Origin of the sequence: Polymorphobacter megasporae, assembly GCF_018982885.2 — a bacterium.
In the GTDB taxonomy this organism is placed as follows: domain Bacteria; phylum Pseudomonadota; class Alphaproteobacteria; order Sphingomonadales; family Sphingomonadaceae; genus Polymorphobacter_B; species Polymorphobacter_B megasporae.
In genome coordinates this window covers 1,613,403-1,632,107 of sequence record NZ_CP081848.1, presented here as the reverse complement: position 1 = coordinate 1,632,107, position 18,705 = coordinate 1,613,403, and the positions used below count along the sequence as shown (strand labels likewise).

Sequence of the window (18,705 nt, the reverse complement as noted above, 5' to 3'; positions counted from 1 at the left end):
TTCTCATCGTCAGCCCGCCATTGCCGCCCGCGCCTGGCTCGCAAGGTGTGCCAACATCGCCGTCGTCACTGGCCCGCCGCTCCGGGCCCGGGCGATCGGTCCGGCGATTCGCGCGAGGCGATCGGCGTTGGCGGCTTCCCATGCGGTGACGGCGGCGGTGGGGTCACCGCCCGCAGGTACGATCCGGCGGAGCAGGTCGAGTCGCAGCGCCTCGAAATCGCGGACCAGCCCCGCCTGGAGCAGCCGCTCCCACGGATCGGCAGGCGTCAGCGCGGCGGTCGCGCCCTTGGCCCAGTCGAGCCCGGTCGCTTCGCCGAGCCCGGTATAGGCGCTCGCGATCGCCGCCTCGGGAACGCCGAGATCGGCGGCGAGCAGCCCCGTCCCGATCGCGCCGTCGAGCGAGGTGGTCCGCACCAACTGTGCCGCGACATCGGCGGGTGCCCCCATCGCGGCGAGGCGCGCGGCGAAGCGGTCGATCTGCGCCTTGGGCTCGGGCCGGAGCAACTGGCCGAGCGCATCGCCGAGACGCGCAATGCCGGGCGCGAGGCGCTCGACAAGTGCCGACGGCGCGAGACAGCTGCCGGCGCGCAGCAGGTCGGCCATCTGCATCCGCAGCGCCGCGACCGCGTCGACGTGGAGGTCGAGGTGAACCGGTCCCGCGACCGGCGCGGCGTCGATCGCCGCCCATAGCCCGCGGAAATCGAACAGGTCGCGCGCGGCGACGAAAGCCCCGGCGACTTCCGCGAGGTCGACCCCGAATTCCTCGGCGAGTTCGAACGGCAGGGTAAGCCCGCCCCGATTGACCAGCTCGTTCGCCAGCTTGGTCGCGATCAGCTCGCGCCGCAGCCGGTGGTCGTCGATCGCGGCGGCGAAGCGCTCCTGCATCGCCCGCGGGAAAGCGGCGTGGAGGTCGGGGACGAGCAGCGCGTCGGTGACCAGCGGGCTGACGACGAGCGCGTCGTAGACCGCCATCTTGGCGTAGGCGAGGACGACCGCGAGTTCGGGGCGTTCAAGCCCCTGCCCCGACCGGCCGCGCTGTGCCAGTACCTCGTCGGACGCCAGTCCCTCGACCTGGCGGTCGAGCTCGGCGGCTCCGTCCTCGAGCATCTCGATCAGCCGGATATGCCCCGGCAGCGCCGCAACGCCGCCACGCTCGGCAATGCTCAACGCCTGCGTCTGGAGGATGTTGTCGCGGAGCACGAGCGTCGCGACGTCATCGGTCATCGACGCCAGCAGCTCGTTGCGCGCAGCCTCGGTCAACCGCCCGGCGGCGACCTCGGCGTTGAGCGCGATCTTGATGTTGACCTCGTTGTCCGAGCAGTCGACCCCCGCCGAATTGTCGATGAAGTCGGTATTGAGGCGCCCACCCTTGCTGGCGAACTCGATCCGCCCCGCCTGCGTCAGGCCGAGGTTCGCGCCCTCCCCGACGACCTTCGCGCCGATCATCGCGCCGTCGATCCGGTGGCTGTCATTGGCCCGGTCGCCGACGTCGTTGTTCGATTCGCCTGCCGCCTTGACGTAGGTGCCGATGCCGCCGAACCACAATAGGTCGACCTTGGCGGTCAGGATCGCGACGATCAGCTCCGACGGCGACAGCGTGTCGGCGGCGATGCCGAGCGCGGCCTTGACCTGCGGGCTGATCGGGATCGACTTCTGGCTGCGCGGGAAGACGCCGCCGCCCGCCGACAGCAGCGCCTTGTCATAATCGTCCCACGACGAGCGCGGCAGGACGAACAGTCGCTGGCGCTCGGCGAAGCTCACGGCGGCATCGGGGGTGGGGTCGAGGAAGATGTGGCGGTGGTCGAACGCCGCCAATAGCCGGATCGCGCGCGACAGCAGCATGCCATTACCGAAGACGTCGCCCGACATGTCGCCGACGCCGACGACTGTCGTTGCTTCGGTCTCGACATCGTGGCCGAGCTCGCGGAAGTGGCGCTGGACCGAAATCCACGCCCCCTTGGCGGTGATCGCCATCGCCTTGTGGTCGTAGCCGACCCGCCCTCCGGAAGCGAAGGCGTCGCCGAGCCAGAAGCCGGCATCGAGGGCGATCTGGTTCGCGGTGTCGGAGAAGGTCGCGGTTCCCTTGTCGGCGGCGACGACGAGATACGGGTCGGGTGCGTCGCGGCAGACGACGTGCGCGGGCGGAATGTTGCTGCCATCGACCGCGAGGTTGTCGGTCAGCGACAGCAGCGCGCGGACGAATATCTTGTACGCCTCGGTCCCTTCGGCGAGCCACGCGTCGCGGTTCGACGGGGCTGGCAGCAGCTTGGGGTAGAAGCCGCCCTTCGCCCCGGTGGGCACGATGACGGTGTTCTTGACCTTCTGCGCCTTGACCAGCCCGAGCACCTCGGTGCGGAAGTCGTCGCGCCGGTCGGACCAGCGCAAGCCGCCGCGCGCGATCGGGCCGTAGCGCAGATGGATGCCCTCGACGCGCGGGCTGAACACCCAGATCTCGCGGTACGGGACCGGGCGCGGCAGCCCGGGGACGGCGCTGCTATCGAGCTTGAAGGCGAGTGCCTCGGGGCCGCCGGGGACGAAGGCGTTGGTCCGCAACGTCGCCGCGATAACCGAGCGATAGAGGCGGAGGATGCGGTCGTCGTCGATCGCCGTGACATCGGCAAGCCCAGCGTCGATCGCGTCGGTCGAGGTGTCCTCGGCGCGCTCGAACCGCCCCCGGAAGAAGCCGACGAGGTCGCGCGTGATGCCGGGGTAGCGGCGCAGGGCGTCGACGACGGTCATCAGGCCGTAGCTGACCCCGGTCTGGCGGAGGTAGCGGAAATAAGCGCGCAGCCAGCCCGCCTCCTCGGCGTCGAGCCCGGCGGCGATGACCAGCGCGTTGAACCCGTCATTCTCCTGCGTGCCGAGCAGCACCGCGGTCAGCGCCGGTTCGACCCGCGTTTTGAGCGCGGCGAGGTCGAAATGCGCCGTGGTGTCGGCGGCCTCGAGGAGGAAGTCGTGAACCCAGCCCGCGCCTTCATCGAGGTCGAACGGGAACTCCTCGATCACCCGCAGGCCGAAGTTCTCAAGCACCGGCACCGCGTCCGACAGCGCGATGATCTTGCCCACGCGGTAGATCTTGAGCCGCAGCTGATGGTCGAGGTCGCCGTCGCGGCGGTAGAGCTGGACCGCACGGCCGTGGTCATCATCGAGGCGTGACAGCGCAACCATGTCGGCCGCTGCTTCGACCGCCGAATATTGCGCGCGGTAGCTCGCCGAAAAGCCCTTGCCGCTGGCGAGCGTCAGGCGGGCGGCGCGGGCGGGTCCGACCGCATCGATCAACGCCGTCTCGAGCGCCTCGTCCCAGCCGCGGACGAGCGCATCGAGCTGGGCGTCGAGCGCCGCCTCGTCGATCTCGCCGACGTCGTGCTGGACCGCGATGACATAATGGACGCGGGCGAGTCCCTCGGCGCGCAGCTCGACCTCGTAGCGGGTCAGCGTGCCGTCGAACGCCGACGTCAGCATCGCCCCGACGCTCTCACGGACGCCGCTGGTATAGGCATCGCGCGGGACATAGACGAGCACCGAGACGAAGCGCCCGAAGGCATCGGCGCGCGCGAACAGCTTCGGCCGCGGCCGGTCGAGCAGCGACAGCAGCCCGAGCGCCATCGTCCGCAACCGCGCCGGGGTCGTCTCGAACAGTTCCTCGCGCGGGAAGCCTTCGATGACGTGCGCGAGCGCCTTGCCAGTATGCCCCTTCGGATCGAAGCCGAGCGCGTCGGTGATGCCGGCGACCTTGCGGCGGAGGAGTGGCACGTTGCGTGGGCTCGTCGCCAACGCGGCGCTGGTGAACAGCCCGACGAAGCGCGTCTCGGCGACGGCGCGGCCCTCGCGGTCGAAGGTCTTGACCGCGATCAGGTCGGCGTTGACCCGGCGGTGGACGGTCGACAGCGCGCCCGCCTTGGTGATCAGCAGCGGCTCGGGCGACGTCAGAAAGCGCCGCAGCGACGCCGACGTCGCCGGGCCGTCGTCGTCCCACACCTTATATGCAGGATCGCGCAGCAGGCCGAGCCCGGTCGCATCGGGCAGCTCGTCGCCGTTGGCGTCGAGCGCGTAGCGGCGGGTGCCGAGCAGGGTGAAACGGTCGGCGGCGAGCCATTCGAGAAACGCCATCGCCTCGGCACTCGCATGCGGCGCGATCGGCGGCGGGTTCTCGCCGAGCGCGCGCGTCGACTCGTGGAGCATCGCCAGCATCGCCGGCCAGTCGGCGACGGCGGCGCGGACATCGTCGAGCACCCGGCCGAGCGCATCGAGCAGGTCGGCCCGGCTGCGCGCGCCGGCGCGTTCGAGCTCGATATAGATGATCGATTCGCGCGTCGCGCCTTCGGGGATCGGACCCGCGCCGATGCCGATCAGCTTGACCAACCGCCCGTCCGCATCGCGGCGGACGTCGACGATCGGATGGAGCAGCCGATCGATCCCGAGCCCCGCCGCGGTGATCGCGAGCGACACCGAGTCGACGAGGAACGGCATGTTGTCGTTGACGATCGCCAGCGCCAGCCGCCGCCGCCCGGGATGCGCGCGCTCGGCGGTCGCGGCTTCGAGCGACACCACCGGGGTGCCCGGAAGCCTGACCGCCGCCGCCGCCTCGACGAAGGCAACGATCCGCGCCGCTGCGGCATTATCGATGTTATCGGCCTCGCCGGGCAATGCCGAATCGAACAATGCCGCCGCCAGCGCGCGTTCGCCGGGCGTTACCGCGCCGGTTTGACCAATCGTCGCCATGTCCAACTCCCGCTCCGGCTCGCGGCGCGCTTATGCGTCGCGCTGACGGCGGCGACAAGGCGGGGGCGGCCGGTTCAACGCATCGCGCCATCCGCTCGGCTGGTGAGCGAGAGCCACAGTTCGTGCCGCAGCCGGTCGCTGTCGAACGTCGGCAGTGATTCGGTCCAGGTGATGACCGCACACGCCGTTGCGTCGTCCTCGCCGGGGTCGAGCGGCAGGACGACGCCGCGTGTCAGCAATGTCACCGGGCCGCCGGGAGACCGGGCAAAACCGCCCTCGAGCCGCGCCGGCATCGCGTCGCGCTCGCTTCGGTGGGCGGCGAGTGCCAGCGCGCGGCCGAACGGGCTCTGTACCGGCAAGGGCCCAGGGGTGACGCCGAACGTCGACGCGACGGACGCCCCGGCATTGCGCACGGTGCCCGAGTCGAGCCAGACGAGGTTTGGCAACCACTCTGCGTCGAGCGCCGCCCGAAACTCTCCCGCTGCCGGCAGCCGCCGACGGCCGCAGCCTTCGGTCCATGATGCGATGATCCGTCCGCCGAGCCGGCGGTCGTCCACCCCGGCGAATTGCGGCGGCAGGTCGAAGTCTGGTTCACGGCGGCGGCGTTGTTCGATGATCGACGCATGCTTCACGGGCGGTCCTCGAGTCTGGGGGCGACCATCGATGTAACGGCGATGACAGTCGCTACTTGCTTGTGCCCCGCCGAACCCGCTGCTATGCCGCCGCACCGTGCCGCTTTAGCTCAGCCGGTAGAGCACATCATTCGTAATGATGGGGTCGGAGGTTCGAGTCCTCTAAGCGGCACCACTTTTCCGTTTCCCGCATCCGGGCAGCGTCGAGACATCCAGAACATCCGGCGGTAGACGTCACAACGGTCGCTAGCCCGCGTCGTCTCACGTGCCGCTTAGGCATAGCGCACACAAATAAATGCTGTCTCGCATATTGGTTGATTAATCCAACAGTCTGTTTTATCCCTCAATTTAACAGACGCAAAGATCGTCTGAGAGTGGGGAGGTCACATGGCCGGGCGACCGAATCGAATCCAGCGCACGCTGTGCACGATAACTGCCGTCGCTGCGCTGGTCGGCCCTTTGGCGGCTACCGCGCAAGACGTCGGACCGGACGACCCGCTGGTGGTGCGCCGGTCCTTCTACCTTCCGATGCGTGACAAGGTCCGGCTCGCCGTAAACGTCTATCGCCCGGCGAAAGAGGGTGTCGCGGTCGACAGCAAATACCCGGTCGTGTTCGCATTTACGCCGTATCGCGCGCGTTTTTACGACAAGGGCAAGCTTGTCGATCTCGTCGACCAGCGCACCTTCGGCCTGCGCGCCCTCGTTCACGACGGCTATGTCGTCGCCACCGCCGATATCCGCGGCAAGGGCGCGTCGTTCGGTGCGCGGCGTGGCTTCCTCGACCAGACCGAGGCGAAGGACGGCGCGGAGATCGTCGCATGGCTTGCCCGGCAGCCGTATGCCACCGGCGAGGTCGGACTGATCGGTTGCTCGTATCTCGGCGGCAGCGCGATGCTCGTCGCCAGCGCGAGCCCGCCCGCGCTCAAAGCAGTGTTCTCGGCGGCGACCGATTGGGACAAGTACGAATTCGTCCGCCGCGGCGGTATCACCGGCCAATTCAACACCCGTCCGGACGAGCCGGCTTCGGTCGATCTCGCAAGCGTTCCGGTCGACGGCGACACCGACGGCGTGCTGCTGAAGCAGGCGGTGGCGCAGCATGCGGGAAATACGCCGATGGCCCCCTTGTGGTACGGCATTCCGTACCGGGACAGCATGTCGGCCCTGACCGGAACCCGTTTCTGGGAGGAGGTCGGCCCGTACACCCACAAGGCCGCCCTCGCGAGGCCGGGGGTCGCCTGGTATCTCTGGGGCAACTGGAACGACGAGCCGACCGAGCAGGTCATCCGCTCGGCCGCCAACCTGCCCGCCAAGCTGATCATCGGCCCCGGAAGCCATTGCGAGATGCCGAAGCAGTTCGACATCAACGCAATCCAGAAGGGCTTCTTCGACCGCTATTTAAAGCACGTCCCGAACGGCATAGACACCGAGCGCAAATATGCCTGGTGGCGCGAGAACGGCAGCGGGGGCGAACTGATCCGGTCCGATACCCTGCCCGGCGTCGGCGTCAAGCGGACTGCCATGGCTCTCGGCGTGGGGAGCGATCCGCATGGTGGCACGATGGCACTTCGCGCGTCGCCCAGCCGGACGCTCGATTATGCGATCGACTATGACATCTCGACCGACGCGTATTTCCCGTTCTGGCCGGAGTCGCCCGATACCCATGCGGCGACGTTCACGACCCTCCCGCTGGCGCAGCCAGCAACGATCGAGGGCTATTCGATCGTTTCGGTCGAGGCCGCCGCCGATGCGCCCGAGGCCAACCTGTTCGCCTACCTCGAGGATGTCGATCCGAGCGGCAAGGCGACCGTGCTCGCACAAGGTCGGCTCGCGGCCAGTCACCGCAACCCCGGCACTGCGCCTTATGCCGATCTCGACCTGCCGTATCATTCGGGCCTGCAGCGCGATGCCGAACCGCTGGTCCCGGGCCGCCCGGTCACCCTGGTCTTCGAATTGTCGCCACGGTCGTATGTCGTCCAGCCGCATCATCGCCTGCGCGTCGCGCTCGCCGGGGCCGATCCGCGCCAGCGCAACCTTGCCGAGATAAGGGGCGGACTTGCCAGGCACTGGACGTTGTACGGCGGCGCGGCAGGGTCGAAAATCGAGATACCGTTCGTCACACCGGTCCGCTTCGAGACCGACACACAATAAACAGGGGAGAGCACGATGGGGAGCGATCTGCGTAAAATCTTCAACTATGGCCTGCGGTCGGGGGTGGCATTCGCCGCGCTCGCCGCTGGCGTCGCTCACGCCCAAACGGCCGTGCCCGATGCGAGCGACGGGGCGCGTCCGCAGCTCAGCACGAGCGGGACCGCCGTACCACCGGCGCCTGCCGAAGCCGGGCAGGTCGCGTCCGATATCGTCGTCACCGGCAGCCGCATCCGTGGTGTCGCGCCGATCGGCTCGCCGATCATCGAGCAGACCCGCGCCGACCTCGTCGCCACCGGCTCGACCAGCACGACGCAGCTGGTGCAGAACCTGCCGCAGGTGCTCAACCAGGGGGTGACCGAGAATGGCCGCAACACGTCGGGCGGCGCCGGCAACATCACCTACAGCTCGGGCTTCGACATCCACGGAATCGGGCCGTACGCCACCCTGACCCTGCTCAACGGGCATCGCATGGTCCAGTCGGGCTCGTCGGGCGGCTTGCCCGACCCGAGCGCGGTTCCGACGATCGCGCTCGAGCGCGTCGAGATCGTCGCCGACGGCGCTTCGGCGATCTACGGATCCGACGCGGTCGCGGGTGTCGTCAACCTGATCACGCGGCGCCACTTCGACGGTCTCGAGGCGCGCGCGCAATACGGCCTGACCGACGACAATGCGTACAACCAGTACACCGCCGGCATCATCGCCGGGCACAGCTGGAAGACCGGCAATATAACCGGCTCTTACGAGCATAACGGACACGGCTCGCTCAACGGCAACGACCGTCCGTTTTATGGGGCGAACCTGACATCGCGCGGGGGCGGAGATTATCGCGGGGTCCAGTGCAATCCGGCAAATGTCGTCATCGGTGGCGTCAGCTATGCCCAGCCGGGGCTCGTCGCGGGCACCAGCAACAAATGCGACACGCTTAAGGGGCAGGACCTGATCCCGTCGCAGGTGCGCGACAGCTTCATGGGGTCGGTCACCCAGGAAATCGGCTCGCGGATCACGTTGACGGGCGACGTGCTGTATACGCACCGCAAATTCGTCTTCACGCCGACGGTGACCACCGCCACGCTGACGGTGCCCAGCACCAACCCGTACTTCGTGCTGCCCGCCGGCGTCGCGGCAACGTCTGAGACGGTCCAGACGAACTTCGGCGGCACCGCGCCGCTCAATGCCAGCTCGGGGTTCTCGAAGACACTCGAAGCCACTGCCGGCCTGAACGTTAAGCTGTTCGGCGATTTCCAGCTCGATGCGGCGTACACCTACGGCCATGACGACAGCTACAGCCTGTCGAACCGCGGCGTGAACAACGGGGCCCTCGCGGCTGCGCTGGCCAGTTCCGACAAGGCGACCGCGCTAAATCCGTTCGGCACGAGCCCCGCTTCGGTCATCAATACTGTGTTCAACTCGGTATTCGGGGCCCCGGGTGCGAACACGGAGGAAGAGGGCGAGATCAACCTGTCGGGGTCGCTGCTGACCTTGCCGGGCGGCAATCTGCGGGCAGCGATCGGCGGCGAGATCATCCGCGAGAGCATCTACAACGGCCTCGATTCAGGCATCATCGGCGCGGTGGTCGCCAGTCGGTCGTCGACGTCGCGGACGATCAAGTCATATTATGGCGAGCTGCGCGTGCCGATCTTCGGCGTTGGCAACGCCATTCCCGGCTTCTACGCGCTCGATATCTCGCTGGCCGGGCGGATCAGCGACTATTCCGACGTCGGCACGGCGCGCAATCCAAAGATCGGCGTCAACTGGGAGCCGGTTCACGGCCTGAAGCTGCACGGCAGTTACGGCACATCGTTCCGCGCGCCGATCCTGACGCAGATCCACGGAGCGTCGAACGCGCTCTACGTGCAGAATTATTCGACACCGGCGGGGATCGTGCAGGGCGTGACGCTATCGGGCTTCGCGGCGGGCAATCCGCTGACGCCGGAAAACGCGCGGACCTTCTCGTTCGGCGCCGATCTGACGCCCCAGTCGATGACGAACTTCCGTGCCAGCGTGAACTATTTCAACGTCAACTATAAGGGCCAGATCAACGCGATCCTGTCGGACCTGTCGATCCTGCAAACGCCGGCGATCGCCGCGCAATACGCCGATCGCATCGTTCAAGGGGCAGCGGCGGCGGCGCTGGTCCAGTCGTTCGTCGCGCAGGGGTATCCGGTGCGCGGCGTGCTTCCGGCGACGCCGACGCTGTTCGTCTATGGGCAGAACGTCAACGCCGGAACCGTCCTTGCCGAAGGCCTCGACTTCCAGGTTGCGTACCGGCTCGGCGATTTCAATCTGGCGACGAGCGGGACGTATTTCTTGAAGTACAACTCGGCAGTCTCGAAGACGGCGCCGTTGCTCGACACGCTGAACACCATCTATTACCCGCCGCGCTTCCGTTCACGGAGCTCGGTCGGCTACGACAATGGCGCGAACTCCGCACTGATGTTCTGGAACTTTACCAATTCGTACAGCAACAATCGCGCGACGCCGACGCAGTCGGTCAACAGCTATTCGACCTTCGATCTCCATCTTGCGCATCGCTTCACCGGAGGGCCTATCGCGCGCGGCAAGCTGACGGTAGCGCTCGACGTGGCGAACCTGTTCGACGCCGATCCGCCGTTCGTCAATATTCCGCAAAGCCCGAACGGCGGCGGCGGCTTCGACCCGACGGCGGCAAATCCGATCGGACGCCTGATCTCGCTGTCGGCGACGTTCGCATTATGAGGTCCGGCTTTCCGGCAATTGAATCGCGTCGGCGTGCGAACGGGGGCACCCTGCGCGACCCCGTTCGCACGCCGCGATTATTTGCGGAAGCAGGAGTCGTAGACGCGGTCGAGCAACCCGCTGAGTATCTGAAGATCGTGCGGGCCGAGCACATTGAGGACGTCGCGTTCGACGGTAGCGAGCGTGGCGAACATCTTCTCCAGCGCCGCTTCGCCGCCAGCGGTGGTGTAAAGGGCGTGACGGCGCCGGTCGCCGGGGGAGCGTTGCCGCTCGGCGAAGTGAAGGCGCTCGAGATCGTCGACGACCGCGACGGCGGCGGATTTGTCGAGGCCGACCTCGCGCGCCAGCTTGGCCTGCGACAGACCCGGGTTGGCCGAGATGACCGCGAGCGCAGAAAATTCGCCCGGCCGCAAGCCATGTTCGATGCTCGTGCCCGTGAACGCACTCGACAACTGGTTCTGGATGCGGCGCAGACGGAAGCCGATGAAATTGCCGAGCCGTCCGAGGTCGAGGTGCTCGTCGTTGACAGCTGTATTGGGTCGAGGTTGAGCGAGCATCTTGCGGGTTTAATCAATCGGCGGGTGCAAACAAAGCATGATTATCAGGATTGTGGATCAGCGACGGCGCTGACCTCATCGGTGGTGTATGCCTGACCCGCATCCTCAGCCCGAGAGCCGCGCGATGACACCGACCGACATGGACTTCGACGGAGACCCGATGCGCGTGCGCGTCCCGGGAGGTCGCCTGCGAAGGATCGCGCTCGCGACAGGGTCTGCTGCGCTCCTCATCGCGATGGCAACCGATGCGCTGGCGGTGGCGGGGCGTCATCTCGGCGTCCGGTTTCTCGGCGCGATCGAGATCGTCGAGGCGTGCGTCGCGGTGGCGGCGACGTCGGCGATCGTGATCGCCACGATCGACGGGACGCATGCACGCGTCCGGATCGTCCTCGAACAGGTTGGCGAGCGCGTCGCCACCGCACTGGAGCGGCTTGCCGACGTCTGCAGCGCGGTTATCTTCCTCCTGCTTGCTGCGGGTTCGATCTGGCTGGCCAGCGACCTGTGGCAGGGGCATGAGGTCACCGAAGTGCTCGGCCTGCCGCTACGCTGGTTCAGGCTGTTCTGGATCGCCGGCGTCCTGCTTGCCGCGGTGATCTTCGCGGTCCACGCGCGAAAGCTCCGGCGATGACCGCGCTCGTCCCTGAAGCCGTCGGCATCATCGGACTGGTCTGCTTGCTGGCCAGTCTCGCGCTCGGCCTGCCGATCGGTGTCGCATTGCTGATGGTTGCGCTGATCGGCCTGTCGGTTTTGATCTCGCCCGAGGCGGCGCTGATCAAGCTCGGCGTCGTCAGCTTCGCCACGATCACCCGCTACGAACTGGGTGTGCTGCCGCTTTTCATCCTGATGGCGCATCTGTGCTTTGCCGCAGGGGCCAGCCGGGACTTTTTCGACGTCGCGGCGCGCTTCGTCGGTCATCGCCGCGGCGGCCTCGCGATCGCCTCGATCGGCGGCTGTGCGGGCTTCGGGGCGATCAGCGGATCGAGCCTCGCGACAGTCGCGACCGTCACCGCCGTCGCCTTGCCCGAAATGCGCAAGGCCAATTACGCGCCGTCGTTCGCCACCGGAGCCCTCGCCGCGGGTGGCACCCTCGGATCGCTCGTCCCGCCTTCGGGAGCCTTGATCGTCTTCGGCATCATCGCCGAGCAGTCGATCAGCAAATTGTTCGCAGCGGCGATCGTTCCCGGGATCACGCAGGCACTGTTCTACGTCGTCGCGATCTCGATCATGTGCTGGATCAATCCCACGCTCGGGCCGCCGACCGCGCGTGTGCCGTGGCGCGAGCGCATTGCCGGGCTGGTCAAGATCATCGACGTGCTCGCACTGATCGTCTTCGTCATCGGCGGCCTGTTCATCGGCTGGTTCACGCCGACCGAGGCGGCCTCGGTCGGATCGGTGGCGGCGCTGTTGCTGTGCTGGTGGCGCGGCAAGCTAAGCTGGAGCGCGGTCACCGGTGCGCTCGATGCAACGCTGCGGACGACCGGCATGATCTATCTCGTCATTATTGGCGCGCTGCTTTTTGCTACCTTCATCGGCGTCACTGGGGTCGCGACGTGGCTGGCGCACGGCGTCGCCGGGCTGCACGCGTCACCGACCATCGCGATCATTGCCATGGCCGTCGCGCTGCTCGTGCTCGGATCGTTTCTCGACGGCATCGCGCTGATGCTGCTGACGACGCCAATCTTCCTGCCGATCATTCACGACCTTGGGATGAGCCCAATCTGGTTCGGCATATTCCTCGTGCGGACGATGGAGATCGGTTTCGTCCATCCGCCACTCGGGCTTAACGTCTACGTCATCCAGGGCATTGCCAAGGATATCCCGCTGGCGACGATCTTCCGCGGGATCGTGCCGTTCCTGTTCGTCGATTTCCTCCACCTCGCCCTGTTGATCGCGGTGCCGATGCTGGCGCTGTGGCTGCCAAAGATGCTCGCATGACGCGGTGGCTGCTCACTTTGTTTGCGGCGGCGTGTGCGCTGGCCGGTTGCGCGCGTCCCGACCCGAACGTCGTGACGCTCAGCTACGCCACGCCGTATCCGCCGACCCATCCGTTCAGCCAGGCCGACCGGAAGTGGATCGACTGGGTCGAAGCGGAATCGCACGGACGCATCAAGATCGCGCCATTCTGGGGCGGGGCAATCCTGTCGAGCGACCAGAGCATGGAGGAGGTTCGACACGGCGTCGCCGACATCGGCCTGATCGCCCCGATCTACACGCTCGGCAATGCCCACGCCCAGCGCGCGCAGGTTGGCTTTTACGGACACGTCGGATCGATCGATGAGCAGGTCGGCGTCTATAAATGCCTGATTGAACGCTTTCCGGTCCTCCGCGACGAGCTTCGGGGATTGCGGGTACTTGCGGTCCAAGGCGGCAATCTGCCCGGCATCCTCACGCGCAACCGCCCGGTCCACAGCCTCGCCGACCTCCGCGGGCTGCGCCTGCGCGCGCCAGCCGAGAATACCGGCGTCTTGCGTGTCCTTGGTGCCGACCCGGTCGATATGCCGATGGGCAACGTCTATTCCGCACTCGCTAAGGGCGTAATCGACGGCGTCGTCGCACCCGCCGATACGCTGAAGAGCCTCAACTTCGCCGAGGTCGCCCACCATTTCGTCACGCTTCGCATCAGCCGCGGCGCCTATCCGGCGCGGGCGATGAACGAGGCACGGTGGCGATCGCTCCCGCCCGATCTCCAGGCGCTGCTGGCGCGAAGCCAGGCCGTCTGGGAGCGTGCGCTCGCCGACAAGATCACCGGCGCCGAGAAAAAGGGCCGCATCTTCGGAGCGCAGCAGGGTGTTGTCTTTTCGCCGATTTCGCCGGCGGATCAGGCGCGGTTCGACACGCTCTACAATATCGATTCCGCGAAGACGGCGGCCTCACTGTCGCGCTTCGGCATCGCCGGACTGCCCATCTTCGATGAAGCTCAGCGCCTCATCGGCGAGACCCCGTCCGGCATCGCGCCGGCCTGCGCGCCACAAGGGCCAGCCAACCCACAGGATCCAAAATGACCCAAGCCCATCGACCGCTCGAAGGCCTGCGCGTGATCGACCTGACGCGGGCGCTCGCCGGGCCGTATGCAACTTTGCTGCTGGCGGGTCTCGGGGCCGAGGTGATCAAGGTCGAGGATCCGGATGGAGGCGATCTCGCGCGCGAAAACAGCCCGTATGTGGGCCGCGACGGGGTGACGGTCGAGCGCCTCCACGATGACGATATCTCGATTTCCCATCTTGCCCGCGCCCGCGGCAAGCAGGGCATTTCACTCAACTTCAAGGCAGAAAGCGCGCGCCAGGTTTTTCAGGATCTGTGCAGCCGCGCGGATATCGTCGTCGAGAATTTCGCTGCCGGCACCGCCGACCGGCTCGGCGTCGGCTATACGGCGGCGAAGGCGGCGCGGCCCGACATCATCTATTGCTCGCTATCGGGCTTCGGTGCCGACCGCCCCGACGGCAAGGCGATGGACGTGATCATCCAGGCGCTGTCGGGAGCGATGTACACGAGCGGCGAGCCGGGCGCGCCGCCGGTCCGAATGGGTATTCCCGTTGCCGACATGCTGGCCCCGGTGTTCGGCGTGATCGGCATCCTCGCCGCGCTCGAACAGCGGCATCGGACCGGCGAGGGCCAGCATATCGACGTCTCGATGCTCGGCGCGCTGACGTCGTTCGTCGCGATCGAGAACTGGTCGGCACTCGCTGCCGCCGGGATGCCGTCGCGGACCGGGCTGACGGTCCAGCGCCTGTCACCGTTCGGCGTCTTCGAATGTTCGGACGGCTATGTCGCCGTCGTCGCGGTCCACGAAAAGCTTGCGCGGGGGCTTTTCCGCGCGATGGGCCGTCCCGAACTGAGCGCCGACCCGCGCTATGCCGGGCGCGACGTCCGCGTCGCGAACGCCGTGCCGCTCGAAGCCGAGATCACAGCGTGGTCGAAGCAGCACACGGTCGCGGCTGTCGTCGCGGCGCTGCAGGCCGAGGGCGTTCCGGTTGCGCCGGTCCGGCACCCAGAAGAGGCGTTGGTCGATCCCCGCGTCGTCGAGCGCAACGAGACGATGCCGCTCGCCCATCCCGCCTACCCGTCGACCGTCGATCTTCGCAGCGTCGGGGTGCCGATCACCTTTTCGGCCGCGCGCACCGGCTTCGACGCGGTACTGCCGGTCCATATCGGTGAACATAACCAGCAGGTGCTGGGCGGCCTGCTCGGCTACGACGATGCCAAGATCGCCGCGCTGGCAGTGGAAGGGGCGATCTGATGTCCGCCGCCGACGCGCTCGCCGCGATCGGTGCCGCCTATCGCGACCCGGATGTAATCGCGCAGCGGCTTACGGCTGGCGGGGCCCGGGTGATCCGCACCATCGGCAGCGATGCCCCCGACGCCTTGTTACGCGCGGCGGGCTTTACGCCGGTACGTGTCGTGCCGCCATCGGTCGACGCGACGCCGCGCGCCGATGCGCTGATCGGCAAGCCGACGGGACGGCTGCGGACACACCGCCTGCTCGAATGGCTGCTCGAGCCGAGCCAGGCCGACACGCCGATCCTGATTACCCGCGCCGACAGCCAGCAGCCGCAGCTGTTCGCCGCTTTGCGCGAACTGCGGCGACTGGGCGAGCCGGGGCCGCGGCGCTTCGCGATGCTCGACCTGCTCCACCAGCCGCGCGCGAGTTCACGCCGCTATAATCGCCACCGGCTGGCGCAGCTTGGCGACTGGCTGGTCGAGCAGGGCGGCAATCCCGTTTCCGATGCATCGCTAAGCGCCGGGATCGATGCCGAGACGCGACTGCGGACCCACATTCTCGCACTGCAGGCGCGCCGGTCAGCGGCGAAGCTTTCGCTGTCAGGGACCGACATGCTGCGGATCGCGGGCGCCTGTGCGACCTTGCCGATCGCCGAGATGATCGGGCATCTCGAAGCTATCTTCGCTGATCCGGCCGCACCGCTCAAGGCGTCACGACGGTTGTGGCTGACCGGCACCGCTCCCGAAGACGACCGGGTCTACGCCGAGCTCGAACGCGACGGTGTCATCATCGTCGGCGACAGCCACGATTGGGGCGTGTCGCGGTTCCGCCTCGCACCGTCAGCCACCCTCGACGACCTTGCCGACCCCGAGCGGCTCGCCCCGCTCGCAGCGCGCTCGCTTGCCGACGCAGCGCGCACAACCATCGCCGCTGCCCGAGAAGCGGCCGCCGATACGATCGTCAACCTGATCCTCGACGGTGACGAGGTCGCGCCATGGCTATCGTCGCAACTGCGGGGGCATACTAGTTTTATCGTCGAGGAGCACGTCTGGCCGATGCCTGCCCTGCCCCTTACGCGTCCGAATGCCGTTGCAGCGACGAGGCCGGAACGCAGTCGCAAGCTGTTGCGCGTCGCCGCCGATTTCGGGACGTTCCAGCGCGCATGGTTCGCCGACGTCCGGGCCAAGGTCGCCGACGGCGCGCTGTTCGCGGTGGTCAACGCCAATGCACCGCAGGAAATCCTGCGCGCGTTCGACCTGCCGTTCGTCGTCAACCAGTGGTGGGCGTCGATCGTCGCGGCGAAGCGGCAATCGGGGCGGTACCGCCGCCTCCTCGCCGAACACGGCTTGCCCGCCGACGTCGAGGCGTACAGCACGCAGGCGCTGGCGGCGGCGTTCGACGACGATCCCGAGGCGGCACCGTGGGGCGGCCTGCCGACGCCCGATTTTGTCTACGCCATCGCCGCCTCCGACCCGACGCCGGCGATCTTCGAGGCGATGGCCGAGCACGCTCATGCCGCGCATTTCATCTATGAGCGGACGGTCGACCCCCGGCCTGCGATCGCGACGCGCTGGTGGGAGGTGATGCCCGACGATTGGGATGTCGCGCTCGAAGCCGAGCGGATCGACCTGCTCGTCGATGAGCTTCGCGCGGTGATCTCTCAACTCGAAACGGCGACCGGTCGCGCGTTCGATTTGCCGCGGTTCCGCGAGATCCTCGATCTGGTCAACGAGCAGGAGGATTATTACCGCGCCACCCGCGATCTCATCGCGCGGACGGTGCCCGCTCCGATCAGCATCGTCGACAGCATGCCGGCGACGATGGTGCCGCAATGGCATCGCGGCAGCGCATGGGCGCGCGACGCGGCGCGGGCATTCCACGACGAGGTTGCCGCCCGGGTCGCCACGGGTGAAGGCGTCGTCCGCGACGAGAAGGTGCGGTTGATGTGGGTCGGGCGCGGGTTGTGGAGCGAGACCAGCTTCTACCAGCGCTGGGAAGACAGCCACGGCGCGGTGTTCGTCTGGTCGATGTATCTTGCGCTCGCCGCCGACGGCTATATCCGCCGCTTCGATCGCGGGCGCGACCCATTGCGAGCCTTGGCGGCGCGGTTCCTGACGATGGGCGACGAATTGCGGATGCCGAGCTGGGCCGGACCGTGGCACGTCCATGAGGCCAAGACCCACCAGGTCGACGGCGCGGTCGCACTCGCCGATGCCGACCCCTTCACGGTGCGCGCGTTGGTCGATGCCGGAATTCCCGTACTCGAACTCGGCGTCGACAATTTCTCGTTGCAGGCCGACGATCTCGATCGGCTCAACGCCCGCGTGACGAGCTTCATCGAGGGCGCGGCGGGGGCTCGCGCGGCAGCGCGGCGCGGCATCGTCGCGTGATCGAGATCGTCTTTCTCGGCGACCTGATCCTCGATGTCCCCGAACCCGATCACTGGCTCGCCGGTATCGCGCCCGTCACCCGCGCCGCCGACATCGCGATCGGCCACCTCGAGGTTCCGCACACACTAAACGGCGACGAACTGGTGGGCGATGTCCCGGCACCCGGGGCCGACCCCGCGCATCTGGCGGCGCTCGCCCGCGCCGGCATCGACATCGTCTCGCTCGGCGGTAACCACATCGCCGACTGCGGAGCGCGGGGCATTGCCGACACGGTCGCGGAACTCGACCGCCTCGGCATCGCCCATGCAGGTGCCGGGGCAACGCTGGCCGCGGCGCAGGAACCGGCGATCTGCGTGCGCAACGGACGCCGCGTCGCGCTGCTCAGCTATAATTGCGTCGGCCCGGAAATCGGCTGGGCCGGTGCCGATCGCGCCGGGGCGAACTACGTCATCGTCCGCGCCGACGATGGCGGCCCGACCCGCCCGCAGGCGAACCTGATCGAGGCCGATCCGGCGTCGCTGGCGCTGATGTCGAGCCACATTGCGGCAGCCAAGGTCGAGGCCGACTTCGTCGTCGTCGCATTGCACAAGGGCATTACCCACCGCCCCGCCGAACTTGCGCCGTACGAGCGGCCGATCGCGCATGCGGCGATTGATGCCGGCGCGGACGTCGTCGTCGGGCACCACGCGCATATCGCCCGCGGCATCGAGTTCTATCGCGGCAAGCCGATCTTTCACGGCCTCGGCAACGGCGTCGTCGTCACGCATGCGCTGAGCCCGTCGCAGGATCATCCGGCCCGCGCCGAATGGGCCGCGCGCCGCGAGCGAGTTTTCGGCTTCGTGCCCGACCCGGCCTATCCGCTTGCGCCATTCCATCCCGAAGCCGTCAACGGGATGATCGGCCGCTGCCGGATTGACGTCGACGGCACTGTCGAAACGGCGTTCCTGCCCGTCTGGTTCGCGCCACCCGGCCGCCCCGAGGTTGCCACTGGCGAGCAAGCCGTGACCATCGGCGCCTATATCGACACGATCGGCCAGCGCGCCGGGCTTACCGCGTTGGTTTCGTCGAAGCATGATGGATGGATAATTCTCGGTGATTGCCCAATCTGACAGGCCTTGATCTTGCCCCTGCGGTTTTGTGCAGCGACACGAGGGTTTGATAGCCCGTTGACCGTACCCGCCGCCATGAGACCAGTGCGAAATTGTCAGACGGCAGGCATCTCGAACTCGGTTATCCGCGTAAGATCATGCAACGTCGCGAAGGTCGCGGGTGCGGAAAGAAATGGCAATACTCGCGTTATCGCCGTCATCGGGCTTATTGGC

Annotated in this window: 11 protein-coding genes and 1 tRNA gene; 9 read left to right on the top strand and 3 right to left on the bottom strand. The window is 67.4% G+C overall.

All coding sequences use genetic code 11. The features are described 5' to 3' along the window. Positions 1–9: 9 nt before the first annotated feature. Both KTC28_RS07640 and KTC28_RS07635 read right to left on the bottom strand, forming a co-directional pair. Positions 10–4,722 (bottom strand): NAD-glutamate dehydrogenase, encoded by a 4,713-nt coding sequence (locus KTC28_RS07640; RefSeq protein WP_216708352.1) that lies wholly within the window; start codon positions 4,720–4,722, stop codon positions 10–12. Between the two features lie 74 nt (positions 4,723–4,796). Next, positions 4,797–5,354, bottom strand: a complete 558-nt coding sequence (locus KTC28_RS07635; protein WP_216708351.1) for a hypothetical protein — start codon at positions 5,352–5,354, stop codon at positions 4,797–4,799. A gap of 99 nt (positions 5,355–5,453) precedes the next feature. Here KTC28_RS07635 and KTC28_RS07630 point away from each other — a divergent pair. The 3 genes from KTC28_RS07630 (at position 5,454) to KTC28_RS07620 (ending at position 10,217) form a co-directional block, all read left to right on the top strand. Then, a tRNA-Thr gene (locus tag KTC28_RS07630) sits at positions 5,454–5,529 on the top strand. A gap of 212 nt (positions 5,530–5,741) precedes the next feature. Then, positions 5,742–7,502 carry a CocE/NonD family hydrolase gene (locus KTC28_RS07625; RefSeq protein ID WP_216708350.1) on the top strand — a complete coding sequence of 587 codons (1,761 nt, stop codon included), beginning with the start codon at positions 5,742–5,744 and terminating at the stop codon, positions 7,500–7,502. Between the two features lie 15 nt (positions 7,503–7,517). Beyond that, positions 7,518–10,217: a TonB-dependent receptor domain-containing protein gene (locus KTC28_RS07620; protein ID WP_216708349.1), complete on the top strand. Its 2,700-nt coding sequence runs from the start codon at positions 7,518–7,520 to the stop codon at positions 10,215–10,217. Positions 10,218–10,294: 77 nt separating this feature from the next. Here the strand turns inward: KTC28_RS07620 and KTC28_RS07615 are convergent, their stop codons facing one another. Beyond that, on the bottom strand, positions 10,295–10,774 hold the full coding sequence (locus tag KTC28_RS07615; protein ID WP_216708348.1) for a MarR family winged helix-turn-helix transcriptional regulator: 480 nt from the start codon (positions 10,772–10,774) through the stop codon (positions 10,295–10,297). Between the two features lie 124 nt (positions 10,775–10,898). Between KTC28_RS07615 and KTC28_RS07610 the strand changes: the two genes are divergently transcribed. The 6 genes from KTC28_RS07610 to KTC28_RS07585 are packed head-to-tail and all read left to right on the top strand — an operon-like array spanning position 10,899 to position 18,492. Then, positions 10,899–11,402, top strand: coding sequence for a TRAP transporter small permease (locus KTC28_RS07610; RefSeq protein ID WP_216708347.1), 504 nt, complete (start codon positions 10,899–10,901; stop codon positions 11,400–11,402). Further along, positions 11,399–12,709, top strand: a complete 1,311-nt coding sequence (locus tag KTC28_RS07605; protein WP_216708346.1) for a TRAP transporter large permease — start codon at positions 11,399–11,401, stop codon at positions 12,707–12,709. Before KTC28_RS07610 ends, KTC28_RS07605 begins: the two co-directional genes overlap by 4 nt. Next, on the top strand, positions 12,706–13,776 hold the full coding sequence (gene dctP / locus KTC28_RS07600; RefSeq protein WP_216708345.1) for a TRAP transporter substrate-binding protein DctP: 1,071 nt from the start codon (positions 12,706–12,708) through the stop codon (positions 13,774–13,776). Before KTC28_RS07605 ends, dctP begins: the two co-directional genes overlap by 4 nt. Continuing rightward, on the top strand, positions 13,773–15,011 hold the full coding sequence (locus tag KTC28_RS07595; RefSeq protein WP_216708344.1) for a CaiB/BaiF CoA transferase family protein: 1,239 nt from the start codon (positions 13,773–13,775) through the stop codon (positions 15,009–15,011). The genes dctP and KTC28_RS07595 overlap by 4 nt, the downstream gene beginning before the upstream one ends. Further along, on the top strand, positions 15,011–17,383 hold the full coding sequence (locus KTC28_RS07590) for a 2-hydroxyacyl-CoA dehydratase family protein (RefSeq protein WP_216708343.1): 2,373 nt from the start codon (positions 15,011–15,013) through the stop codon (positions 17,381–17,383). The genes KTC28_RS07595 and KTC28_RS07590 overlap by 1 nt, the downstream gene beginning before the upstream one ends. Beyond that, positions 17,380–18,492: a CapA family protein gene (locus KTC28_RS07585; protein WP_216708342.1), complete on the top strand. Its 1,113-nt coding sequence runs from the start codon at positions 17,380–17,382 to the stop codon at positions 18,490–18,492. The genes KTC28_RS07590 and KTC28_RS07585 overlap by 4 nt, the downstream gene beginning before the upstream one ends. The last annotated feature ends 213 nt before the right edge of the window (positions 18,493–18,705 follow it).

What these genes read in the sequence shown, in the direction of transcription:
- KTC28_RS07640 (WP_216708352.1), bottom strand. Translation starts at nt 4,722, where the DNA reads ATGGCGACGATTGGTCAAACCGGCGCGGTAACGCCCGGCGAACGCGCG.
- KTC28_RS07625 (WP_216708350.1), top strand. Translation starts at nt 5,742, where the DNA reads ATGGCCGGGCGACCGAATCGAATCCAGCGCACGCTGTGCACGATAACT.
- KTC28_RS07620 (WP_216708349.1), top strand. Translation starts at nt 7,518, where the DNA reads ATGGGGAGCGATCTGCGTAAAATCTTCAACTATGGCCTGCGGTCGGGG.
- KTC28_RS07615 (WP_216708348.1), bottom strand. Translation starts at nt 10,774, where the DNA reads ATGCTCGCTCAACCTCGACCCAATACAGCTGTCAACGACGAGCACCTC.
- KTC28_RS07610 (WP_216708347.1), top strand. Translation starts at nt 10,899, where the DNA reads ATGACACCGACCGACATGGACTTCGACGGAGACCCGATGCGCGTGCGC.
- KTC28_RS07605 (WP_216708346.1), top strand. Translation starts at nt 11,399, where the DNA reads ATGACCGCGCTCGTCCCTGAAGCCGTCGGCATCATCGGACTGGTCTGC.
- dctP (WP_216708345.1), top strand. Translation starts at nt 12,706, where the DNA reads ATGACGCGGTGGCTGCTCACTTTGTTTGCGGCGGCGTGTGCGCTGGCC.
- KTC28_RS07595 (WP_216708344.1), top strand. Translation starts at nt 13,773, where the DNA reads ATGACCCAAGCCCATCGACCGCTCGAAGGCCTGCGCGTGATCGACCTG.
- KTC28_RS07590 (WP_216708343.1), top strand. Translation starts at nt 15,011, where the DNA reads ATGTCCGCCGCCGACGCGCTCGCCGCGATCGGTGCCGCCTATCGCGAC.